Consider the following 20,329-nt stretch of genomic DNA (forward strand, 5'->3'; position numbering starts at 1 on the left):
TGTGTATTATACAGTCTATACCGCACCAATCGGGGCATTATACATACTAGAGAAAGATGGTGCCATCATTGAAGTGAAGTTTGATGATGAATCGTTTTTGGTCAAAGAACAGAGAGGCCATTTTAAACAAGAAGACACGCCTGTATTAAAAGAAGCGAAAAAACAGCTGGATGAGTATTTTAAGGGCGATCGGAAAGTGTTCGATCTCCCGCTCAAGCAAGCAGGCTCTCCGTTTCAAGAGCAAGTGTGGGAGGCACTTTCTACTATTCCGTATGGTGAATCAAAAAGCTATGCTGATATTGCAGAAGCGATCGGCAATCCAAAGGCTGTCAGAGCCATTGGACAAGCTAATAGACGCAATGCATTGCCAATTTTTATCCCGTGTCACCGGGTCATTGGAAAAGACAGGACTCTGACTGGCTATGCAGGGACGAAGACAGGGATGAAAGCGATCCTGTTAGAATTAGAAGGCATCCCATTTGTTCAAAAATAAATGAATTGACCTGTTCCAAATGTTTAGTGAGCGACATATCCTTTTATTAAGCTAAAAAAGTTGGTCTGGGGAAAAAGGAGGCTGCTAACATGTTATGGGGCAAAAAAGATAAAATGTACGCCGTCACATCACTATGTGTCAAAATGAACGTGTTGACAGAAGAACAGAAAAAAGAAATATTAGCAAAAACAAACGAAACAAAAAAGCGCGGTGCTCTTAAATGATAAGAATCCCGCGCTTTTTTTTGATTAAAGTGACACGCTTTCAGTAAATAGTGCATCAATCTCTTCTGTATAGTTGGAAGTGATAATGCCTTTTTCTGTAATGATCCCGGAAATGAGATGGTGAGGAGTGACATCAAAGGCAGGGTTAAATACCTGCACGTCAGGAGGCGCTATTTGGATGCCGTTTAATTCCTTTACTTCCTGCGGGTCGCGTTCTTCAATCGGAATATCTGACCCATCCTGAGTTGACACATCAAAGGTCGAAAGAGGCGCTGCCACAAAAAATGGAATTTGAAAGTGTTTAGCCAAAATAGCCAGACTTAACGTTCCAATTTTATTTGCTGTATCACCGTTTCTAGCGATTCGATCTGCACCAACAATAACGGCAGAAATTTGTTTTTCTTTCATCGTATGGGCTGCCATATTATCCGTGATAAGCGTCACATCTACGCCGCCCTGCATCAATTCCCATGTCGTCAGACGAGCGCCTTGAAGGACAGGACGTGTTTCACATGCGTAAATGTGAAGATCGAGGTTTTTCTTTTTCGCTAAATAAAAGGGTGCAAGCGCTGTTCCGTAGCGGCTTGTGGCAATGGAGCCTGCGTTACAAATGGTCATAATTCGATCACCAGATTTAAAGAGCTGAAGAGCATTTTGACCGATTTGCCGACATGTTTCTTCATCTTCGATTTGAATTTGAATGGCTTCATGGACAAGATCAGTTTTGGCTGCATTCACCGAAGCAGCACGCTCAATGCGCTGATAAAGCCGGTCTAATGCCCAGGCAAGATTCACAGCGGTTGGACGAGCACTGTTTAAATATTCTTTCAGGCGAGCGACTTCTCGCTTAAAGAGATTAATGTCTTCTGTATCAATCTCTTGTGCACTAAGTGCAAGCCCAAAAGCCGCTGTAATGCCAATAGCAGGTGCTCCGCGTACTTTTAGCGTCACAATGGCATCATACACATCTTCTTTTGTATATAAATGCTCAAACACGGTTTCAGCGGGTAATTTTTGCTGATTCAAAATGTTGATACGGTTTTCTTCCCATTCGACGGAACGGGGAACTTCAAATTCTTTAGACAAAACTCGTCACTCCTTTACAGTTTGCTGGAATAATGCGACGAGGTCAGACGCTGTTTCCACTGCTTGATATTGTTTGATCAATGTTTTTCCTAGTGTAAGTGCTGCTTTTTTCTGCTGAATCCTTCTAGAATGTGATGGAATCGCATCGAGATCAGCCGCATGCGCAAGACCGATGGTTCGGCGAACAAGCTCACAGCCAGCAAAGCCGGTGGCCTCTTTTAAAATACGGTCAAAGGTTGTTTCTAAAAAGCTGTCCGATACACTAAACGCTTCAATACTGTCTTCTTTCCATGCTTTTGTGAACACTTCTTTGAATGTTGCCCACACATTGACGACATGATCAAAAAGGTGCTGCTGATCCTGCTCATTCTCATGAGATAAAGCATTGATGAACAAATTGGCAATAAAGTGACCGATATCGAATCCGAAAGGACCGTAAAAAGCGAACTCTGGATCAATGATTTTCGTTTCCGTTTCGTTTGCAAAAATACTGCCTGTATGAAGATCTCCATGTACCAGTGTTTCAGCAGAGGTTAAGAAGATCCGTTTCAATTCGGCTGCTTTTGCTTGCAGTTCAAGATCAGCCCATAGTGCTTGCGCCTCTTCTCTTAATTCCTCTTCGAAGTCATTCGTTTCGCTGTCAAAGAAAGGATCTGTGAAGACGAGTTTTTCTGTAATGTCACAAAGATCAGGATTCGTAAACTGCTTCACGAATTGTTTTTTGATTTTAGGATTTGTGGCAAAGTCAGACGTGTAAAATAGTGTTTTGCCTAAAAATTCTCCGACATGATCTGATAAATACGGATAATGTTTTCCGGCAATTAGCCCTTTTCTGACGATTTCAAGGTGTGATAGATCCTCCATTGCCGTCACTGCAAGAGTTGTATCCGAATAATAGACGGCTGGTACGAGATGTGGTGCATACTCTGATTGCTTGATGAGTGCTGCACTTTCAATTCTTGCGCGGTCTAATGTCAGCGGCCAGCTTTCTCCAACGACCTTTGCATAAGGAAGAGCCTGCTTGATAATCAGTCCTTTTGCTTGTTTGTGATCATAAATATGAAAGACGTAATTTAAATTTCCGTCGCCAATTTCAGTACAGGTCAAATGACTGCTTTCTTGAATCAATCCAAGTCTAATGGCTAATGCAACTGCCGAACTCTCTGTTAATTCTTCATATGATGCCGTAAGTGTAACCAATTGCTTCCCCTCCAAATCATATAAAAAAGCCTCTTTCTCCTGAGAGAAAGAGGCTTGATGGCGTGTATGCTCGAAGCCTCTCTTATCTCTCAGCACATACGTCTGATGGAATTAGCACCGTGCCCTATAAGACAATAAATTGTCTTGGCGCTGTTCTTGCTGCGCCCCACTTCACAGTGGTATTAACGGTCGGTTGCTGTTGGGGTCAAAAGGCCAAATCCCTCGCCCAACTCTCGATAAGAGAAATCAATATGTAATTGTTTCATGTCTGCTTGCATTTCTTAATTCTAGATATTATCAGAGCTGCAGTTCACATGTCAATCTTTTTTCAAAATTGCTTTACAATTCATAAAACAATCCATTACAGTGATTGTATTGTCACGTAACTTGAATAGAAGGTGAAAAAATGGAATTCCAGCAATCGGATGTATTGAAACATTTACCGAAACAATTTTTTGCGTCGCTTGTACAAAAAGTACAGAAAAAAGTGCAGGAAGGGGCAGATGTGATTAATTTAGGTCAAGGAAATCCTGATCAGCCCACTCCTCCACATATTGTGAAAGCGATGCAGGAAGCAGTAGCAAAACCTGAAAATCATCAATACTCCTCATTCCGCGGGACAGCGAAACTAAAAAAAGCCGCAGCTGCTTTTTATGAAAGAGAATATGGCGTCACGCTTGACCCAAAGACAGAGATTGCCATCTTATTTGGAGGGAAAGCGGGACTAGTCGAATTGCCGCAATGCCTACTGAATCCAGGTGATACGCTGCTTGTTCCAGACCCAGGATATCCTGATTACTGGTCAGGCGCTGTGCTTGCCGGAGCTCGCATGGTCACAATGCCTCTTCTTGAACAAAATGATTTTTTACCTGACTACCACCAACTGTCTAAGGAAGATAAGAATCAAGCAAAATTGATGTACTTAAATTACCCAAATAATCCGACTGGTGCGACTGCAACCCGGACATTTTTTGAAGATACTGTTGCGTTTGCGAGTGAAAATAAGATGTGTGTAGTCCATGATTTTGCATATGGCGGCATAGGATTTGACGGCGAAAAGCCCCTCAGTTTCCTGCAAATAGACGGAGCAAAAGAGACAGGTATTGAAATCTATACATTGTCCAAAACGTATAATATGGCTGGATGGAGAGTCGGTTTTGCAGCAGGGAATGCCTCTGTTATCGAAGCCATTGAGCTTTATCAGGATCACCTGTTTGTGTCACTGTTTAAAGCAACTCAAGATGCAGCAGCAGAAGCACTTTTAAGCGATCAAACGTGCGTCCAAGTACAAAATGATCGGTACGAAAAAAGACGAAACACTTGGATTGCTGCATGCAAAGAGATTGGCTGGGACGTCAGTGCGCCAAAGGGCTCGTTTTTTGCTTGGTTAAAGGTGCCTGAAGGATATACATCGGAAACTTTTTCTGATGTATTATTAGAAAAAGCACATGTTGTTGTTGCACCGGGGAATGGCTTTGGTGCTCACGGTGAAGGCTACGTCAGAGTCGGTCTTTTAACAAGTGAGGAGCGGCTAAAGGAAGCCGCTGATCGTATCGCTGCCTTGCAGTTATTTGAAAAAAAGCCATTGACAACGTAAAAAAATGGTGCGATAATTCAGGCAATATTTAAGAAAATTGAATATTCTTATCAAGAGTAGGCAGAGGGACTAGCCCAATGAAGCCCGGCAACCGACTTCCATGAAGCACGGTGCTAATTCTTGCAGCAAGCGCTGAGAGATAAGATTCGGATGAATGAGACGAAACCTCTTTAACGCGCTGATCAAGCACTTAAAGAGGTTTTTTTATTGACCATATACAGGACGCAATCGAAAGGGGATTCCTAGTGAGTGAACTACTGGCAACATACGTACTAACACATCGAGAGGATGAACAAATAGACCGAAAAGCAGAGCAGATCGCACTTGGGTTAACGGTCGGGTCATGGACGGACTTGCCGCAGCTCAAAAAGGAGCAGCTGAAAAAACATAAAGGCCGTGTGGTGAGCGTAAAAGAACAGTCTCCCTCAATTGGTGGTCTGTATCAATCAGAGGTGACCATTGCTTATCCTGAGGCGAACTTTTCAGCTGATATACCAGCGGTGTTGACGACGATTTTTGGAAAGCTTTCACTGGATGGGAAAGTAAAGCTCGTCGATATCGAATTTTCGGAAAGGTTTAAAAGCTGTCTGCCAGGACCGGTATTTGGCATTGAGGGGATACGAAAGAAAGTAGGCGTGTTTGATCGGCCGCTATTGATGAGTATATTTAAAGGCGTGATCGGTCGTGATATGGAGGATTTAAAAGAACAGCTCCGCTTACAGGCTTTAGGTGGAGTAGACTTCATCAAAGATGATGAGATTTTATTTGAAAGCCCATTAGCCCCTTTTGAAGATCGAATCAAGGAAGGAAAAAAGATATTAAAAGAAACATATGAAGAGACAGGACATCGCACGCTTTATGCTGTTAATTTAACTGGTAGAACTTTTGATTTGAAAGATCGAGCAAGAAAGGCAGCCGAACTCGGGGCTGATGCGCTATTATTCAACGTTTTTGCCTATGGACTTGATGTCATGCAAAGCTTGGCTGAAGATCCAGAGATCCCATTGCCGATCATGGCACATCCGGCAGTGAGCGGTGCAATGACATCCTCTCCAGACTATGGATTCTCGCATTCTCTTCTTTTAGGCAAATTAAATCGATATGCTGGCGCTGATTTAAGTCTTTTTCCCTCTCCTTATGGATCAGTCGCCCTTCCGAAAAAAGATGCCATTGGCATTTTCGAAGCATGTGTGAAAGAGGATACAGTTCAACAAACATTTCCTGTCCCTTCAGCAGGCATTCACCCGGGAATGGTGCCGATCTTAGTCAAAGATTTTGGACTTGATCATGTCATTAATGCAGGCGGGGGAATTCACGGACATCCGCGGGGAGCAATCGGAGGAGGGAAAGCCTTTCGTTCGATCATTGATGCGGTGGTCAAAAAAGAGTCTATCGAAGAAAAAGCATCAACTTGTCAAGACTTACAAGCAGCACTTGATCTTTGGGGAAGGGTAGCAGAATAAATGAAAAAACCAATTGTATGTTGTGATTTTGATGGCACGATTACGAAAAATGATAATATCATTCGCATCATGAAGCAGTTTGCTCCAAAAGAATGGACGAAATGGAAGGATGGTGTTCTAGCAAAAGAAATCACGATCCAAGAAGGCGTCGGACAGATGTTTCAGTTACTGACGAGTGATCAGAAAGAAGCCATTCGGTCATTTATTTTAGAGGATACAGAGATTCGTGAAGGATTTGAACAGTTTGTCGATGATGTCAAAAAAGCAGACATTCCTTTCTATGTACTCAGCGGCGGTATGGACTTTTTTGTCTATCCCATCCTGGAAGGGATTGTCGAACAAGAGAATATTTATTGTAACCATGCATCATTTAAAGAAGACCATATTCAAATTGAATGGCCGCATGCCTGTGATTCAGAATGCCAAAATGGCTGTGGCTGCTGCAAGCCTTCCATTATTCGAGAGCTGACGCAGGAAGATGACTTTATTATTATGATTGGTGATTCAGTGACTGATATTGAGGCAGCGAAACATGCGGATCTCACGTTTGCACGTGACTATTTACTGAACGAATGTAAAGAGCTAGGGCTCGTACATAAAGAGTATGAAACATTTGTTGATCTAAAAGCGCAATTTGATCAAATAAAGGAAGTGAAGGAATGGCAGACGAGAAGAGTAAACGCTGGAAGGAACTAGCAGACGTCAAACGTGAATTGGCACAGAGAGACTGGTTTTACGGAACGAGCGGCAATTTATCGATAAAAGTGTCGGATGATCCCATCACGTTTTTGGTGACGGCAAGCGGCAAAGATAAACGAAAAGAAACCGACGAAGATTTTGTTCTTGTTGATGCAGCAGGTCAGCCGGTTCATCCGAATCAGCCGCTCAGGCCATCAGCTGAAACACTGCTTCACACATACGTTTATGAGCGGACGAAAGCAGGATGTTGTCTTCACGTCCACACGATCGATAACAATGTCATTTCTGAGCTGTATGGCGATAAAGGAGAAATTCGTTTTAAAGGCAACGAAATCATCAAAGCGCTTGGTTATTGGGAAGAGGATGCAGAAGTCACTGTTCCTATTATTGAAAACCCAGCTCATATTCCGCACCTTGCAGAACAATTTGCAGTGCACCTGACGGACGATGCTGGTGCTGTACTCATTCGTAATCATGGCATCACCGTTTGGGGGAAAACCGCATTTGAAGCCAAACGAGTCTTAGAGGCTTATGAATTTTTATTTACCTATCATTTGAAAGTAGCGCTTTATCAAAAGCAGCTTGTTAAATAAAAAGGAGGAAACACACATGGCGACCATTTACATTCATAATGAAGAGAACACGTTACTTGAGAACGAACAAGAGGTCCGGGCGTATTTAGAACAGCAAGGGGTCATTTATGAACATTGGGATATTGAAAAACTACCAAAACAGTTATCAGAAAAGTACGATTTAACAGATGATGAAAAGGAAGAAATTTTAACTGTGTTTCAAGAGGAAATAAAGAGTATTTCCGAGCGAAGAGGATACAAAGCGCAGGATGTGATTTCATTATCAGATGCGACCCCTAACCTTGATGAACTGCTTCAAAACTTTAAACGTGAGCATCATCATACAGATGATGAAGTCAGATTTATCGTGAGCGGTCATGGAATCTTTGCCATTCAAGGCAAAGACGGCGTCTTTTTTGATGTGAGACTGAATCCAGGTGATTTAATTTCTGTGCCCCCGAATATTCGTCACTACTTTACACTTCAAGAAGATCGTCAAGTCGTCGCCGTTCGCATATTTGTCACAACTGAGGGCTGGGTGCCAATTTACGAAGAAGAAACGGTTTAATAGTGGGAGCTGATCATTTCGCATGAGGCGGAAGATCAGCTTTTTTTTAGGAAAATAGACATAAAATGAGAGAGAAAACAGTTGATTTTGGTCTTCTGCATAGGATAAAATTCTGTTTAATCAATGTGTCAGTCCTGTCCAATTTTGAAGTTTACCCCCAGAATTCATTGGGTAAAAGGTCTTTAGGCTGTAAAAAATTAAATAAAATAAGCATATTTAATTTAATTTACAAATAAAGTATAATTTTGGTGTCGGATCATTTAGAGCGTAGACAGACGAATTCATAGCGGGAGCTGAGATCATGAATATTTATGTACGGAAAGAACAGCTATTAATGTCAATTGATGAAAAGAGAAGACAAATGGTAGAAGCTGCTCAAGTAGAAGGCTATACAGGTGAGACGACAATTAAATATAGTCAAGAACTGGACAACCTGATGAATGAGTATCAATATCTTCTTTTTCATGAACAACAATCTGTTGCTTCCTTTCATGATCTTGTATCACAAATGAGTCTCCTTTCTGTCAATCGTCCTTCTTATTGACATCAAAAAACCGGTCTTGCCATTAGCAAAACCGGATGAATGCTTCAGCTATTAGTGTGCAGAAGGGAGCATGATGATCACGGTTGTTCCTTTATTCACTTCGCTCTCGATATCGATTGTCCCCCCATACATCGAAATGATTCGTTTACACACAACAAGCCCAAGACCTGTTCCTTTTTCCTTCGACGTAATAAAAGGGAGGAAGATATGTTTCAGCATCTCTTCTGGTATACCTTCACCTGTATCTTTCACTTTTATGATGACCTGTTCTTTTTCAGCCTCAATGACAATCTTCAAATGACCGCCATTTGGCATCGCTTCTAACGAGTTTTTCGCTACATTCAATACCACTTGTTTAATGTGATCCTTCGTGCAATACACGCCAACATCTTGAATGGTATTGATTTGCAAATCAACCTCGACGTTATAAAGGTTCGCCTCAGAAAATACAATTGGCATGATTTCACTGACAATTTCTTTCACAGAATTATTTTGCCACTTTTCAGCCGTTGGTTTTCCTAGCACAAGAAACTCACTGACGATTTGATTAATCCGTTTAATTTCTTCCTCGATGACAGAAAAATAAAGCTGATCCTCTTCTGAACGATACTTCTTTTGCAAAAGTTGAATAAACCCGCTAATGCCTGTTAATGGATTGCGAATTTCATGCGCTGTACTTGCTGCGAGTGTTCCAATGAGTTCAAGTTTTTGTGCTTCATTTTGGTGGCGTTCCTGCTGGGTTTGTCGTCTTAAAATGATATATTGGACGAGTGTGAATAAGATATTTAAGAGAATAAATGCACTGGATAAAGGAAACAGCATCACAGACAGTACTTCACTTGTTGTCGCACGCTGCGGAAAAACCTCCAGCTTCCAGCTGTTTTCATCTAAATATGTAGACACGGTGCTATCACTTTCAGATGCTGGCTGTGGACCACTTGTAAACACAACGTCTCCATTTTGATTCAGCATCTTAAAATGAAGCTCTGGGTTTAATACATTCATAATATTTCTTAAATAATCAATTTGAATCGCAGCGACTAGCACATCCGTGACTTCGTCGTTTTCATTCAAAACAGGGACACAAATGGAGAGAATCCGCTGCTTAGTAATGCGGCTTACATAGTTATCTGTGATGACGGTCTGTTTTGTAACTTGAATACGTTTAAAGTAATCTCTAAATGACAGGTTGATTTTTTCCTTTAATGGTGTGGTGCTGGCTGTGACATTTCCTTTTTGGTCTAGGAGATACAGGCCTGAAAAACGAGGTTCTTGTTTATAGATTTTCTCTAGGATGTTTTGTACTCTTTTCGTTTCAAGCGGCTGATCAAATCCCATGGCAAGGGAAGTTAATCTTGCTTCTGTTTCACTGATTAAATAATTCATTTGGTTTTTGTGAATATTTAACATAAGTGTAGCGGTTTGTTTGTTTTTTACATCAATTTTCTCAGTTTCTTTTTCGTAGATAAAATAACTAATGATGAGGGTTGGAATCACGACCAAAATAAGGTAAAGCTTGATCTTCTTCCAAAACCCTTTCAGTATACTCATGATTCATCGCTCCAACGTATTACCTAATAGACTTATTATAGCATTGAACCTATCTTTATTACGATGACTTGTGAGATTTTTAAAAAATTAGGTGATTCGTTCTGGTCTCTTTTTCATGCTAAAAATGGTTCAACATGTTGACATTTTACTTATTGTTTATTAATGTCACATTAGTGGGTTGCATTTCATAAAGGATGATAAAAAATGGAAAATCATAATGTTGAGAAATCTTTGAAATTATTTATTGTACTATCACGTGCCTATCGCTCCATTAATCACCACATGAACAAACATATTGTGAAGCACGGTCTGAATCCAACTGAATTTGCTGTATTAGAATTGCTGTATCATAAAGGTGATCAGCCGCTTCAGCAAATAGGTGATAAGATCTTACTCGCAAGCGGAAGTATCACGTATGTGGTTGATAAATTGGAGAAAAAAGAACTCCTTAGCCGGAAAGCTTGTGCAGAAGACCGCAGGGTGACATTTGCACATATTACGGAGCAGGGAAGAGCTTTGCTTGATGACATCTTCCCAGATCATGCAAAAGAGATTCACGAGATGATCAGTGTGCTTAGTGAAGAGGAAAAGGATGCCTGCATCGATATGCTCAAACATGTAGGGCTGCGTGCCAAGCATTTATATGATCATAAAGAATAAACACATAAAAAAGGAAGCCGCTGGCTTCCTTTTTAGTATGTAGACTAATCCTCGCATATGGTGTCAGTCCTGCGCACCGATAAACGACAAGCGCTTTCAAACGCGCTCATAAGAAAGACAAAGGACTAAAATAAACATTATTTTAGCCCTTTGTCATGATCTGAAAGGAAGCTGCTGGCTTCCTATTTATTTTGCTTTTTTCTCAATTGGCAAAATAAGAACTTCGACGCGTCTGTTTTTACTTCTGCCTTCTGCGGTATCGTTAGAGGCAATCGGTTTAAATTCACCGTAACCTTTTGTGCTAAAGTTCTCTTGGTCTAGGTTGCTGTTTTCAAGGAGAATATTTAAAAAGTTGACCGCACGAATGGCGCTTAAATACCAGTTGGATTCAAATTCAGAATTCCGAATCGGAACGTTATCTGTATGTCCGCTAATGACGATGTCACGAGCAGGGTTAATGACGAGCAGCTTGGATATTTCTTTGGCTAACGGAACATCCTGCGAGCGGATCACCGCTCGCCCAGAATCAAAAAAGATGCTGTCTTCAATTGTAATAAGCAGACCTTCATCCGTCAGCTTTGTTTCAAGCTTCGAACCAAGTTTTTTATCCGCAATGAATGAATCTACTTGCTTTTTAACCTTTGTTAATACCGCTTGGTCACGAGCTTTCGCTTTTGCTTCTTCTTCATCTTCTGCTGATTTTTTGGTTTGATTGCTGTTTTCTGTTTCCTCGGTGCTCTGCATGCTTGATTGGTCCATTACGCCAGTGCCGCCAGTAAAGACAACATTAAACGATTTAGCCATCTGTTCATATTTTGCCGCATCAATGGAGCTAGATGCAAACAGCACAATGAAGAGGGCGAGAAGAAGCGTAAGAAGATCGGCGTAAGGAATCAGCCAAGACTCATCTACATGGTCTTCATGATCATGTTTTTTACGTTTCCTAGCCATTCTGTTTTTCTCCTTCTTCAATGACAAGATTTGCACGTTCTTTTGCTGGTAAGTACATCAGAAGTTTTTGCTCAATGACCTTTGGAGACTGGCCTTCAAGGACAGAAAGAATCCCTTCAATCATAATGAGACGAAGCTTTACTTCTTCCTTTGATTTACGCTTCAGCTTGTTGGCAAATGGATGCCACAACACATACCCTGTAAAAATCCCTAGCAGTGTGGCGACGAAGGCAGCACTAATCGCATGTCCAAGTGCTTCAATGTCTCCCATGTTTGCAAGTGCGGCAATAAGTCCGACAACGGCACCAAGTACCCCTAGAGTCGGAGCGTATGTACCAGCTTGTGTAAAGATTAATGCGCCTGACTGATGTCTCTCCGACATGGCATCGACTTCTTCTGTTAAGACGTCGCGAATAAATTCAGCACTTTGACCGTCAACTGCCATGCTTAAGCCGTTCTTTAGAAAATCGTCATCGACTTCCTCAAGATTTGCCTCTAATGCCAAAAGACCTTCACGACGAGCAATTTGTGCCCAGTTTGAAAATAGAGGAATCATTTCTTGTATCGTTGGAAGCTTGCTATCTTTGAAAATTTTGCCGAATAATTTTGGTGTTTTCTTAATTTCACTAGATGGGAAGGCAATGACAACAGCTGAAATTGTCCCAACCACAATGATCAATATAGCCGCCGGGTTGATAAGAGCGGTTAGACTCACACCTTTCAAAACCATACCGACACTCAGTGCAATAAATGCTAAAATAATACCAATTAACGATGTTTTGTCCATTATCTCACCAAATCCTTTAACTATCTTTTTCTATAGTTAATATCGGTGTCTTCTAGAAGGGTTTTAGTCAGAATATAAAATTAAGACATTTTATGTGAAGAAATTTTGACGAAAGCGCTTTCTAGAAGCCGTAAAAAAAGAAAACTCCCTCATATAAAAGGGAGTTTTCAGCGTGTAGACAAACCCTCGCATTCTTTGTCAGTCCTGCGTGCTGGTGCTCACGAATGCCAAATTCGCTTCGCGCAAGTAGCTGTCCTTCCTAGACTGCAAAGGTTTTCTATCACGATGAAAAGAAGACAAAGGGCTAAAATCAAGTTCATTTTAGCCCTTTGTCAACAATCTGGAAACTTCATCTTTTTTGAGCTGTTTCATCTAAGAGCAATTCTTTTAATTTTTCTTCATGTATGATTTTGATCAAATCGTAGTTCCAATTGATCATGTGATCCATGTGATCCACCTCTTTTTCTTTTATCGTAAAGGAAAAGAGGCGGGGGAGCGTCGGCGCTCAGATGGAATTTAAACACTGCAACATGATGGAGCTGAAGATCCTCCTTAGGATGTACTTAGCTCTTTTTCACAACAATTTCGTCATGTTCAACATCGACTGTAAATCCAGTAAGTTGTTCTTCTTCAAGCAAGATGTCCGTCATTTGATCCTCAACATGCTCTTGAATCGTTCTTCGTAACGGACGAGCCCCAAATGCTGGATGATAACCAAGTTCAGCGATTTTTTCTTTCGCTTCGTCTGTGACGTGAACAGTTAGATTTTGTTCTTTTAACTGCTCTGACAAATCTTTGAGCAGAAGATCCACAATTTTGACTAAATCGTCTTTATCTAATGAATCAAACTGAATGATGCTGTCAAAACGGTTCAAGAATTCCGGTTTGAAATAAGCGCTCAGTGAATCAATCAATGATTGTTCTTCGATGGCTTCTTCTTGTTCAGACTGGAATCCGACTTTGACTGCTTTTTTATCTGTGCTGCCAGCGTTACTTGTCATAATGATGACTGTGTCTTTAAAGCTGACGGTTCTGCCTTGGCTGTCTGTTAGACGGCCATCTTCCATGATTTGAAGGAACATATGCTGGACATCAGGGTGCGCTTTTTCGATTTCATCGAGCAAAATGATGCTGTATGGTTTTCTGCGAACCTTTTCCGTGAGCTGGCCGGCTTCATCATGTCCAACGTAACCAGGAGGAGAACCGATGATTTTGGACACGGAGTGTTTCTCCATGTACTCACTCATATCTAAACGAATGATCGCTTCTTTTGAGCCAAATAATTCTTCCGCTAATGTTTTAGACAATTCGGTTTTCCCGACGCCTGTTGGCCCAACGAAAAGGAAGGAGCCAGTTGGTCTGTGTTTTGATTTTAAGCCGGCTCTGCTTCTTTTTACGGCTTTCGCCACTTTTTCAACCGCATGTTCCTGACCAATGACGCGGGCTTTTAAGCGGACATCAATTTCTTTCATTTTTGTTTGTTCGTCTGCTTGCAGTTTGCCGACAGGGATACCTGTTTTTTGTTCTACAATCGACTGAATGTCCTCAGCTGTGACGACATGTTCTTTGACATTTGTTTTGTTTTGCAATCTCGCTTCAATCGCTTCTTCTTCGTCTCGAAGCTTCGCTGCTTTTTCATATCGTTCTTCATTTAAAGCAGCTTGTTTTTCAGCGGCAATTTGCGCAAGACGGTTTGTTAATTCATCTTCACTTGCTGCATCAATGGAGAGATTCGCTTTTGAACCTGCTTCATCCATTAAATCAATGGCTTTATCCGGCAAGTGGCGGTCTTGAATATACCGCGAAGATAATTGAACACACGCTTTAATCGCTTCGTCAGAATAGGTGACGCCATGATAGGCTTCATACTTATCTTGAATGCCTTTTAATATCTCGAATGCTTCATCCTGTGTTGGCTCATCAACGATGACAGGCTGGAACCTGCGTTCAAGTGCAGCATCTTTTTCAATCTGACGATACTCTTTTAATGTTGTCGCACCTACTAGCTGCAGTTCCCCTCGAGCTAGAGCTGGTTTCAAAATGTTTCCGGCATCCATTGACCCTTCGGCAGAGCCTGCGCCTACAAGAAGATGAATTTCATCAACGAATAAGATGATATTTTTACGGCTTTGCAATTCTTTGATTAATTGCTTCATCCGTTCCTCAAATTGACCACGTACACCTGTGTTTGCCACAAGTGAAGAGACATCTAATAAATAAACTTGTTTGTTCTTTAATTTATTTGGTACATCTCCATTTGCAATTTTTAGTGCTAGTCCTTCGGCTATGGCCGTTTTACCAACACCAGGTTCACCAATGAGGACAGGATTGTTTTTATTTCTTCTATTTAAAATCTCAATGACTCTTGTGACTTCTTCATCACGGCCAATGACAGGATCGATTAAACCAGCATGTGCGCCATCCGTTAAGTTCCGGCCAAGCTCGTCTAGCAAGCCTTTTTGTTTAGGCCGCTCTTGGCTCGTCGCATGTCCTGCTTGCTCAGAGAAGAATGAGCTGCCTCCGAAAAGGTTAGGACCCATTTTCATTTTTGACTGTTCCATCAAAGAGGTATAGCAGTCTTCACATAAAACCATTTGGCTACGGGACGAATTTACTTGCATATTCAGGCGAATAGTTGCTTCATTCACTTGACAATGTTGACAACGCATGAGCCATGACCTCCTTAAAATAAAGTTTGACTTTATTTGACCAATGAATGTTAAATAAAATGGTCTGTTGTTTGACCATCTTTGACTATAGTATACTCTGACCTATTTTGACTTTCAACTGTTTTGCTCATAGCTGAATGAAAAATCCTTTTTTGCATTTAATCATGGTTTGTCCTTCTTTTCAAGGAACTTGTCTCATAGGATAAAAAAGAGACAATCGAAAGTGATGGGTGCGGAGGGGTCATATGAAACGTTCAAATGAATCCGCTTTTCAGCTTGCCTTTGTATATGTAGGAACAGTGGTTGGAGCTGGGTTTGCGACAGGAAAAGAAATCGTAGAATTTTTTGTTCGTTTTGGCTGGATTGGATTGATCGGGATTTTGATGAGCGGTGTTATTTTTACCGGCCTTGGCGCAAAAATGATGCTGATTTCCAAACGAATTGAAGCGGAATCTTATCAAGATATGAATCGGTTTTTATTTGGAGCTGCTGCGAGTCGATATATTAACATCGTCATGTTTTTTATCTTACTAGGTGTGACGTCAGTGATGATTTCTGGCGCAGGCGCTATTTTTGAAGAACAACTTGGCATCTCAAAAGAATATGGTATTTTTTTAACGATTATTTTAAGTGTCATTGTCCTTTTTAAAGGGTCAAAAGGGTTATTTGGTGTCAATGTACTTGTCGTTCCAATGCTGATTTTCTTTTCGCTGATTGTGTTTCTAGACTCATTTGTGTTTAGTAGCGGTGAAAGCCACGTTCTGGGGCTGCAAATGGGAGAGGGCGAATGGATGTTGTCTGCTATTTCATATGGTGCATTTAATTTAGCGCTGTCTCAAGCCGTATTAGTGCCGGTCGCAAACGAAATGACATCCGAAGCCGTTATAAAAAAAGGAGCGGTGCTTGGGGGTCTGATGCTGACACTCATTCTGCTCGCCTGCTTTTTATCCCTTTCTTCATTAGAAATGCTGGAAGCGTATGATATTCCGATGGCCCAAGTGGTGTATCAAGTCGCAAACTCCATTCATCTCGTCTATTTATTCGTGATCTTCGGTGAAGTCTTTACATCTGTTATAGGGAATTTATACGGTCTCGAAAGGCAAGTGAGGGCGTATATCCGATTGAACAGTATGTATACGATATCCTTTATTCTTCTTTGCTGTTATGTGATCAGTAAAATTGGATACGGCACACTCATTTCAACGGTTTACCCTGTTTTTGGCTATGTCAGTATCTTTTTTATCCTCTTTCTTTGTCTGAAAAAAGTGCCTGCATCACGTGATAAGTAAAGAAGGGATAGCTTGTACACCAATTATGTGGTACACTATCCTCTGTGAAAATTGAACAAAAATCCGTGAAAACGGGAGAGGTTCTAGCAAAACCCTCTATAAAAAACTAAGGACTTGCCGTATCCTTGGATGTGGCATTTTTTATTTTTTATGGCTGGGACACCTCATACACATGTAAAGGTGTCTTTTCTTTTGAGAAAAATAGGGGTTTTCATGAACCTTTCAGATGCAGCTTTGTGCGGTGGTACGGGTCTGCAAAAGGAGGAAAAGGAAAATGAAAAATGAAAAAGCGGTCGTTGTCTTTAGCGGGGGACAGGACAGTACGACATGTTTACTATGGGCACTTCAACAATTTAAAGAGGTTGAAACGGTAACCTTTCATTATAATCAGCGTCATCAAGAAGAAATTGATGTCGCCAAAAGAATTGCTGACAAGCTAGGTGTGAAAAATCATCTATTAGATATGTCTCTTTTAAATCAGCTTGCACCAAATGCCTTAACAAGAGATGACATTGATATTGAAGAAAAAGAAGGAGAACTGCCTTCCACATTTGTTCCGGGGAGAAACTTAGTTTTCTTATCCTTTGCATCCATTCTTGCGTATCAAATTGGAGCACGTCATATTATCACGGGTGTGTGCGAGACAGACTTTAGCGGCTACCCAGATTGCCGAGATGAGTTTGTGAAATCTTGTAACGTCACGGTGAATTTGGCAATGGAAAAACCATTTGTCATCCATACGCCGCTCATGTGGCTGAATAAAGCTGAAACGTGGAAGCTGGCTGATGAACTGAATGCGCTAGATTTTGTGAAAAATGAAACACTCACTTGCTATAATGGCATCATTTCTGATGGCTGCGGGGAATGTCCTGCATGTAAGCTTCGGAAAAATGGCTATGACACTTATATGGACATGAAGGAGGCGAACTAAATGCTTTCTCAAATCTATCCACAGACGAATCACCCTTTTTCGTTTGAATTAAATAAAGATATGCATGTATCGGCAGCCCATTTTATCCCGAGAGAAGATGCTGGCGCTTGTAGCCGCGTACATGGTCATACGTATACGATTAACATTACGATTGCAGGAGATCATCTAGATGATTCAGGTTTCCTTGTGAATTTTAGCACGCTAAAAAAACTCATTCATGGACAGTACGACCATACACTGCTCAATGACCATGAAGAATTCTCATCGAATGATCCATATGCGATGCCAACCACTGAGGTTGTCGCAAAGACTGTGTATGATAAAGTGGCCGCATATTTAACGACTTTAGCGAACAAACCAGTATGTGTTCAAGTTTTTGTCAGAGAGACACCAACAAGCTACTGCATTTACCGTCCGAAACGAGTTGAGCTCAATGACTAAAGCGATTCCTGTCTTAGAAATCTTTGGTCCAACCATTCAAGGAGAAGGAATGGTCATTGGCCAAAAAACCATGTTTGTCAGAACGGCTGGCTGTGACTACTCCTGCAGCTGGTGTGATTCATCTTTTACATGGGATGGATCAGCTAAGCATGATATTCAGTGGCTTCAGGCAGAGGACATTGTAAAAGAGCTGAAGAGAATAGGTGGAAAGGCATTTTCTCATGTCACCATTTCAGGTGGGAATCCTGCGCTTTTGAAACAAATGGAATCACTTATTGATTTATTGCATGAAGAAGGAATTGATACGGCGCTTGAAACGCAGGGAACGATGTATCAAGATTGGTTTTTGAAGATAGATGATTTAACCATTTCTCCAAAGCCACCAAGTTCTAATATGAAAACCGATTTCTCGAAACTAACGCGTATCATAGATGAATTGAAAAATGGAAACAGGTTGCATCATGCAAGCCTGAAGGTCGTCATCTTTGATGATCTTGATCTAGCCTATGCAAAGGATGTTCATGCGAAATACCCAGAACTCCCCTTTTATTTGCAGGTGGGAAATGATGATACAACAACAGCTGATGATGCGTACTTATTAACGCACTTATTAAAGAAATACGAAATGCTTGTAGATCAAGTAGCGCAAGATCCTGATTTGAATCGTGTGAGAGTCTTACCACAACTGCACACGCTATTGTGGGGAAATAAACGAGGCGTATAGAAAGGAAGAGAGACAAAATGACGACAAGAAAACCAGAAGAATTAGAAGGTGTCACTTTACTAGGAAACCAGGGGACCAATTACTTGTTTGACTATGCACCACAAGTGCTTGAAACGTTCCCGAATAAACATACGAATAGAGATTATTTTGTGAAATTCAACTGCCCAGAATTCACATCACTTTGCCCGCAAACAGGGCAGCCAGATTTTGCGACCGTGTATATCAGCTACATCCCAAATGAAATCATGGTCGAAAGTAAATCATTAAAATTATATTTGTTCAGCTTCCGTAACCACGGTGACTTCCACGAGGATTGTATGAATATTATCATGAACGACCTCATTGAATTAATGGACCCAAGATATATCGAAGTATGGGGCAAATTTACACCAAGAGGCGGTATTTCAATTGATCCGTATACGAACTACGGAAAACCTGGGACAAAGTATGAAGAGATGGCATCGTATCGTATGATGAATCACGATATGTATCCAGAAACGATTGATAATCGCTAATAAATAAAAAAAGACATGCGGATGACATGTCTTTCAGATTGTTGACAAAGGGCTAAAATGAACTTGATTTTAGCCCTTTGTCTTTTTTTCAGCTCAGCGTGATAGAAAACCTTTGAATTATAGGAAGGACGAGTACCGGCGCGGAGCGAATTTGACATTCGTGAGCACCGGCACGCAGGACTGACACCGAATGCGAGGGTTTGACTACATGCTGAAAGACATGCGGATGACATGTCTTTTTTTATGGAATAGATCATGATGGCGCATAAAAAAAGAGAAGAGTCATGTCACTCTTCTCATACCAATAGGAATAGAACTTGCTAGGACGGCTGGGGGCTACCAGCTCGTATGTATAGTATACACGACAGAACGTATGTTTGTAAAGGTGTATCATGCTTTTATTCTTGATATATTTACTTTAAGATAAAATTGAAACGAGCGAATGGAAATGGAGGCGTTTGTGTTGGCAAACAAAGAAGACAAAACAGAGAAGCTGCTGATGGAATTGAGGGAAGAGCTTCAGATGCTTGAACATCAAAACAAAGAACGATATAAATGGAGTGCCTCCACATTACTTGGAGTGATCGCCCTTTTAATTGATAAAGGCGTGATAACACCTGAAGAAGTTGACATGTACAAAACAAAAGCGGAAATGCAAACCTTTCACGCGCAAAAAGACTGACGCCTTCATCAAATGATGTAAGAGAAAATAAGAAAAAGACATAATAAATTGATGATTCAATTTATTATGTCTTTATTTCTGCAATTCTTTTTCATCGTATTAAACGAGCTTATACATTAATACATCATCCCAGTATTCATGATCATTTATTTTAAATTCATTGATTTTACGCCCTTCTTCTAAAAAGCCCATCTTTTTATACAAAGAAATAGCTTTTTGGTTTGTGGAGAAAACGGCTAAACTAACCTTTTCAATTGAAGGGTTCTTTTCTGCCCAATTTAATAATGCTGTTAGTAACATTTCCCCTATGCCTAAACCTCTATAGCTCTTATCAACCATCAAGCCGAAAGAACCAACGTGAGAAGTTCTTTTTCTATTTGATGATTGTTCAAAGGCTATCCATCCAATGACTTGATCGCCAGTTTGGGCAACTATGTACGTCTCATTTTCGTTTTCTATTCTTTTCTGTATCCATTCCTTGTGTTCTAACAAGGTTTTTTTGTATTCTTCCGGCGTTGTCAGTAAATAATCTGACTCAGCAATCACTGATTTTTGAATTTCTAAAGTAGTTTCAGCATCTTCTATTTTTCCAAAACGTACAATGATATCATTTGAATGTTGCATATTAGTTTCTCCTATCTAGAGCTAATATTGCATCAGATCACTTTTTTTACATAAAACAT

At 40.8% G+C, this 20,329-nt stretch carries 22 protein-coding genes and 3 riboswitches; of the genes, 15 read left to right on the plus strand and 7 right to left on the minus strand.

All coding sequences use genetic code 11. The features are described from left to right. Position 1 precedes the first annotated feature (1 nt). Positions 2-493, plus strand: coding sequence for a methylated-DNA--[protein]-cysteine S-methyltransferase (locus tag NST09_RS06620; RefSeq protein WP_035700525.1), 492 nt, complete (start codon positions 2-4; stop codon positions 491-493). Positions 494-582: 89 nt separating this feature from the next. Then, positions 583-717, plus strand: coding sequence for a hypothetical protein (locus NST09_RS06625; protein WP_017359454.1), 135 nt, complete (start codon positions 583-585; stop codon positions 715-717). Positions 718-741: 24 nt separating this feature from the next. Here NST09_RS06625 and mtnA read toward each other — a convergent pair whose 3' ends face one another. Next, a complete protein-coding gene (gene mtnA, locus NST09_RS06630; RefSeq protein WP_342493462.1) occupies positions 742-1,803 on the minus strand; it encodes an S-methyl-5-thioribose-1-phosphate isomerase in 1,062 nt (353 codons plus the stop codon). A gap of 6 nt (positions 1,804-1,809) precedes the next feature. Further along, positions 1,810-3,003 (minus strand): S-methyl-5-thioribose kinase, encoded by a 1,194-nt coding sequence (gene mtnK, locus NST09_RS06635; RefSeq protein WP_342493463.1) that lies wholly within the window; start codon positions 3,001-3,003, stop codon positions 1,810-1,812. 79 nt (positions 3,004-3,082) lie between these two features. After that, positions 3,083-3,246, minus strand: a riboswitch (SAM riboswitch). A 163-nt stretch (positions 3,247-3,409) separates the two neighbouring features. Between mtnK and NST09_RS06640 the strand changes: the two genes are divergently transcribed. The 6 genes from NST09_RS06640 (at position 3,410) to NST09_RS06665 (ending at position 8,446) form a co-directional block, all read left to right on the plus strand. Beyond that, positions 3,410-4,600, plus strand: a complete 1,191-nt coding sequence (locus tag NST09_RS06640) for a pyridoxal phosphate-dependent aminotransferase (protein WP_342493464.1) — start codon at positions 3,410-3,412, stop codon at positions 4,598-4,600. A 44-nt stretch (positions 4,601-4,644) separates the two neighbouring features. Then, positions 4,645-4,746: riboswitch (SAM riboswitch) on the plus strand. 99 nt (positions 4,747-4,845) lie between these two features. After that, positions 4,846-6,063 carry a 2,3-diketo-5-methylthiopentyl-1-phosphate enolase gene (gene mtnW / locus NST09_RS06645; protein WP_035392259.1) on the plus strand — a complete coding sequence of 406 codons (1,218 nt, stop codon included), beginning with the start codon at positions 4,846-4,848 and terminating at the stop codon, positions 6,061-6,063. Then, positions 6,064-6,759: a 2-hydroxy-3-keto-5-methylthiopentenyl-1-phosphate phosphatase gene (locus NST09_RS06650; RefSeq protein WP_017367123.1), complete on the plus strand. Its 696-nt coding sequence runs from the start codon at positions 6,064-6,066 to the stop codon at positions 6,757-6,759. Next, on the plus strand, positions 6,723-7,355 hold the full coding sequence (locus NST09_RS06655; protein ID WP_025207241.1) for a methylthioribulose 1-phosphate dehydratase: 633 nt from the start codon (positions 6,723-6,725) through the stop codon (positions 7,353-7,355). The genes NST09_RS06650 and NST09_RS06655 overlap by 37 nt, the downstream gene beginning before the upstream one ends. 16 nt (positions 7,356-7,371) lie before the next feature. Continuing rightward, positions 7,372-7,902 carry a cupin domain-containing protein gene (locus NST09_RS06660; RefSeq protein WP_008346104.1) on the plus strand — a complete coding sequence of 177 codons (531 nt, stop codon included), beginning with the start codon at positions 7,372-7,374 and terminating at the stop codon, positions 7,900-7,902. A gap of 301 nt (positions 7,903-8,203) precedes the next feature. Further along, on the plus strand, positions 8,204-8,446 hold the full coding sequence (locus NST09_RS06665) for an aspartyl-phosphate phosphatase Spo0E family protein (protein WP_008346101.1): 243 nt from the start codon (positions 8,204-8,206) through the stop codon (positions 8,444-8,446). 51 nt (positions 8,447-8,497) lie between these two features. On the opposite strand, the gene NST09_RS06670 is transcribed toward NST09_RS06665, so the two are convergent. Next, on the minus strand, positions 8,498-9,997 hold the full coding sequence (locus tag NST09_RS06670; RefSeq protein ID WP_008346092.1) for an ATP-binding protein: 1,500 nt from the start codon (positions 9,995-9,997) through the stop codon (positions 8,498-8,500). Positions 9,998-10,201: 204 nt separating this feature from the next. On the opposite strand from NST09_RS06670, the gene NST09_RS06675 reads away from it, so the two are divergent. Further along, on the plus strand, positions 10,202-10,657 hold the full coding sequence (locus NST09_RS06675; protein ID WP_003211701.1) for a MarR family transcriptional regulator: 456 nt from the start codon (positions 10,202-10,204) through the stop codon (positions 10,655-10,657). A gap of 186 nt (positions 10,658-10,843) precedes the next feature. On the opposite strand, the gene motB is transcribed toward NST09_RS06675, so the two are convergent. The 3 genes from motB to NST09_RS06690 form a co-directional block, all read right to left on the minus strand. Beyond that, positions 10,844-11,608: a flagellar motor protein MotB gene (gene motB / locus NST09_RS06680; protein WP_017367125.1), complete on the minus strand. Its 765-nt coding sequence runs from the start codon at positions 11,606-11,608 to the stop codon at positions 10,844-10,846. Beyond that, positions 11,601-12,395, minus strand: a complete 795-nt coding sequence (gene motA / locus NST09_RS06685) for a flagellar motor stator protein MotA (RefSeq protein ID WP_008346088.1) — start codon at positions 12,393-12,395, stop codon at positions 11,601-11,603. Before motA ends, motB begins: the two co-directional genes overlap by 8 nt. A 563-nt stretch (positions 12,396-12,958) precedes the next feature. Next, positions 12,959-15,064 carry an ATP-dependent Clp protease ATP-binding subunit gene (locus NST09_RS06690; protein ID WP_342493465.1) on the minus strand — a complete coding sequence of 702 codons (2,106 nt, stop codon included), beginning with the start codon at positions 15,062-15,064 and terminating at the stop codon, positions 12,959-12,961. A 245-nt stretch (positions 15,065-15,309) separates the two neighbouring features. Here NST09_RS06690 and NST09_RS06695 point away from each other — a divergent pair, with 245 nt between their 5' ends. The 6 genes from NST09_RS06695 to NST09_RS06720 all read left to right on the plus strand — a co-directional run bounded on the left by NST09_RS06695 (position 15,310) and on the right by NST09_RS06720 (position 19,646). Next, positions 15,310-16,353 carry a hypothetical protein gene (locus tag NST09_RS06695; RefSeq protein WP_268438463.1) on the plus strand — a complete coding sequence of 348 codons (1,044 nt, stop codon included), beginning with the start codon at positions 15,310-15,312 and terminating at the stop codon, positions 16,351-16,353. A gap of 71 nt (positions 16,354-16,424) precedes the next feature. After that, a riboswitch (PreQ1 riboswitch) is annotated at positions 16,425-16,469 on the plus strand. A 158-nt stretch (positions 16,470-16,627) separates the two neighbouring features. After that, positions 16,628-17,284: a 7-cyano-7-deazaguanine synthase QueC gene (gene queC / locus NST09_RS06700; RefSeq protein WP_008348090.1), complete on the plus strand. Its 657-nt coding sequence runs from the start codon at positions 16,628-16,630 to the stop codon at positions 17,282-17,284. After that, positions 17,285-17,725 carry a 6-carboxytetrahydropterin synthase QueD gene (gene queD / locus NST09_RS06705; RefSeq protein WP_024719651.1) on the plus strand — a complete coding sequence of 147 codons (441 nt, stop codon included), beginning with the start codon at positions 17,285-17,287 and terminating at the stop codon, positions 17,723-17,725. Next, positions 17,718-18,449 (plus strand): 7-carboxy-7-deazaguanine synthase QueE, encoded by a 732-nt coding sequence (gene queE, locus NST09_RS06710; RefSeq protein WP_146270064.1) that lies wholly within the window; start codon positions 17,718-17,720, stop codon positions 18,447-18,449. Before queD ends, queE begins: the two co-directional genes overlap by 8 nt. A 17-nt stretch (positions 18,450-18,466) precedes the next feature. Further along, the gene (gene queF / locus NST09_RS06715; protein ID WP_003211403.1) at positions 18,467-18,964 is read left to right on the plus strand and encodes a preQ(1) synthase; all 498 of its coding nucleotides are present in this window, start codon (positions 18,467-18,469) and stop codon (positions 18,962-18,964) included. A gap of 463 nt (positions 18,965-19,427) precedes the next feature. Then, positions 19,428-19,646 (plus strand): hypothetical protein, encoded by a 219-nt coding sequence (locus NST09_RS06720; protein WP_017367128.1) that lies wholly within the window; start codon positions 19,428-19,430, stop codon positions 19,644-19,646. A gap of 99 nt (positions 19,647-19,745) precedes the next feature. On the opposite strand, the gene NST09_RS06725 is transcribed toward NST09_RS06720, so the two are convergent. Continuing rightward, the gene (locus NST09_RS06725; protein WP_035392243.1) at positions 19,746-20,270 is read right to left on the minus strand and encodes a GNAT family N-acetyltransferase; all 525 of its coding nucleotides are present in this window, start codon (positions 20,268-20,270) and stop codon (positions 19,746-19,748) included. Between the last annotated feature and the right edge of the window lie 59 nt (positions 20,271-20,329).

Source organism: Bacillus sp. FSL W7-1346 (assembly GCF_038593335.1).
Classification (GTDB): domain Bacteria; phylum Bacillota; class Bacilli; order Bacillales; family Bacillaceae; genus Bacillus; species Bacillus altitudinis.